The organism is Clostridium sp. CAG:43 (genome assembly GCF_000434655.1).
Classification (GTDB): Bacteria; Bacillota; Clostridia; order Lachnospirales; family Lachnospiraceae; genus Otoolea; species Otoolea fessa.
Genome location: NZ_FR895020.1, coordinates 8,009 through 10,419 on the forward strand (window position 1 = coordinate 8,009; position 2,411 = coordinate 10,419).

Genomic DNA, 2,411 nt, shown 5'->3' on the forward strand with positions numbered 1-2,411 from the left:
GCTGCCACATACGTCAGTGCCGCCGCACCAAGCACCTGTTTGGTATATCCAACTTCTTCCCCGCGAAGAATCCCTGTTGAATCAAGCAGACGTACCGCACGCGCGGATGCATTGAACTCAACCGGAAGCGTCACCAGCTGGAACAGCACCGACAAGGAAAATAAAAGAATTCCAAGTGAAACGATCGGAGATCCCATGCCGCCGACCAGGACACCAATCAGGATCATAGGCCAGGAAAGCTGTGCGCCGATGTTGACCACCGGCACCATTGAACCGCGCAGGCGCAGCGGAACATACTCAGATGCATCCTGCATCGCATGTCCGCACTCATGCGCCGCAACACCGATCGCTGCGACCGAAGTAGAACCATATACACTCTCAGATAAATTCACGGTCTTGGTCCGCGGATCGTAGTGGTCGGTCAGGCTGCCTGCCACCTGGCGGATCTGGACATCATAAATGCCCTGTGAATTTAAAAGCTGTCTCGCCGCCTCGGCTCCCGTCATGCCGGTCATGCTCCGGACTCTTGAAAACCGCGCGTAGGTGCTTTTTACCTTCGCAGATGCCCCTAATGACAGAAATACACCAATTAATACCAGAATCATCGTCGGATCAAACATACTGTAATATCCATATCCGTATCCGTACATATCACTCCAACTCCTTTCAAACGCCTGGCTGCCTGTAGCAGTTCAGTTCCTGCTGAAGCATTCATTTTATCCGAGCTTTACTCCCATTTCCACCGGATATCCGCGTAAAAATGCCGCCGTATCCATCCGCTTCTTGCCTTCCAGCTGAAGTTCCCGGATCGTGAGAAGCCCTTTGCCGGTCTGGACAGAGAATGCATCTTTACCGACACGTACCACCTGTCCGAATGTCTCCGGTGACGGCCTTCCCGCCGCATCTTCCTCGACATCCGCCGACCAGATTTTCAGGGTTTTTCCTTCAAATTTTGTATAAGCGCTCGGCCATGGATTTAAGCCGCGGATCAGGCGCTCAATCACTGCCGCATCCATCGACCAGTCGATCTGCCCCATCGACTTATCGAGCATTGTCACATGGGTTGCCTCTGCCTCATCTTGTTTAACCGGATGCAGGATTCCCGCCTCCGCTTTCTCAAGCGTGGAGAGAATCAGCTTTCCTCCCGCAAGGCTCAAGCGGTCAAACAGGCTGCCGCCTGTCTCTTTCGGATCCAGGCGTACTTCCACGGTATCCAGGATATCTCCGGTGTCCAGACCGACATCCATCTGCATCGTCGTCACACCGCTGACCTCATCGCCATTGATGACCGCCCACTGGATCGGGGCTGCCCCACGGTATTTTGGCAGAAGCGACGCATGGATGTTGATACAGCCGTATTTCGGCAGGTTCAGAATCCGCTCCGGCAGAATCTGGCCAAATGCAATCACGACGATCACGTCCGGCTGAATCTTCGTCAATTCCTCAAAAAATGCCTCATCCTTGCGGACGCGCACCGGCTGATACACCGGGATTCCATATTCCAGCGCTTTTTCCTTGACAGGCGGCATTGCCATCGCCTTGCCGCGTCCCTTCGGCTTATCTGGCTGTGTCACCACCGCCGCTACTTCATGCCGGCTCTGATAGAGCGCTTCCAGTGTCGGAACCGCAAAATCCGGTGTTCCCATAAATACGATCTTCATATCTGCCTGTCACCCCACTCTTGTTTCTCTCTCATTCTGCCAATGTGCTTTATTCTTCCTCTGCCGCTACATCCTCTAACGGACCTTCTACCAACTCCACATACAGATGCCCGTGCAGATGATCGCACTCATGGCAAATCGCACGTGCCAGGAAATCATCTGCTTCCAGGACAAACTCTTCCATTTTTTCGTTCAGCGCGCGTACCTTTACGTGACTCGGACGGGTTACCAGACCAGCCTTGCCCGGAACACTTAAGCAGCCTTCCTGACCAGTCTGGCTGCCGGACATTTCCTCGATGACCGGATTGATCAGGACATACTGGTTGCCGTCCTCCACGTCGATTACTACGATCTGTTTGCGGATACCGACCTGCGGTGCTGCCAGACCTACGCCACCGGCTGAATACATCGTGTCAAACATATCCTCTATCAGTTCAAGTGTGTGATCGGTTACCTCCGTCACTGCCTTACACTCTTTTTTCAGTACCTCATCGCCAATAGTTCTAATTGACCGGATTGCCATTTTATACACTCTTCCTCTCTATGATATATCGTATTGAATCTGGACCGCCTGCCATTTTGTATCTGCGGCAGCCAGGGTTTCAATCTGACCCCTGATTTGATCCAGTATAGCACATTTTTCACACTTTATATATAAAATTTTTCTGTAGATGTCATTAACTTTATATACCGGTGCCGGAACCGGACCGATACACTCGGCACTTTCGCGCAGCCGCCGCGCCGCCCTTT

4 protein-coding genes are annotated in these 2,411 nt (G+C 52.6%); all 4 read right to left on the reverse strand.

The features are described 5' to 3' along the window. On the reverse strand, positions 1 to 650 hold a 650-nt coding region (locus QVO97_RS01695; protein ID WP_288188624.1), incomplete at its 3' end, for a zinc metallopeptidase. A gap of 66 nt (positions 651 to 716) precedes the next feature. Beyond that, on the reverse strand, positions 717 to 1,661 hold the full coding sequence (gene fmt / locus QVO97_RS01700; RefSeq protein WP_022358692.1) for a methionyl-tRNA formyltransferase: 945 nt from the start codon (positions 1,659 to 1,661) through the stop codon (positions 717 to 719). 49 nt (positions 1,662 to 1,710) lie between these two features. After that, positions 1,711 to 2,184, reverse strand: coding sequence for a peptide deformylase (gene def / locus QVO97_RS01705; RefSeq protein WP_022358693.1), 474 nt, complete (start codon positions 2,182 to 2,184; stop codon positions 1,711 to 1,713). A gap of 18 nt (positions 2,185 to 2,202) precedes the next feature. Beyond that, positions 2,203 to 2,411 (reverse strand): hypothetical protein (locus QVO97_RS01710; protein WP_288188626.1); only part of this gene is annotated, 209 nt, incomplete at its 5' end.

What these genes read in the sequence shown, in the direction of transcription:
- fmt (WP_022358692.1), bottom strand. Translation starts at nt 1,661, where the DNA reads ATGAAGATCGTATTTATGGGAACACCGGATTTTGCGGTTCCGACACTG.
- def (WP_022358693.1), bottom strand. Translation starts at nt 2,184, where the DNA reads ATGGCAATCCGGTCAATTAGAACTATTGGCGATGAGGTACTGAAAAAA.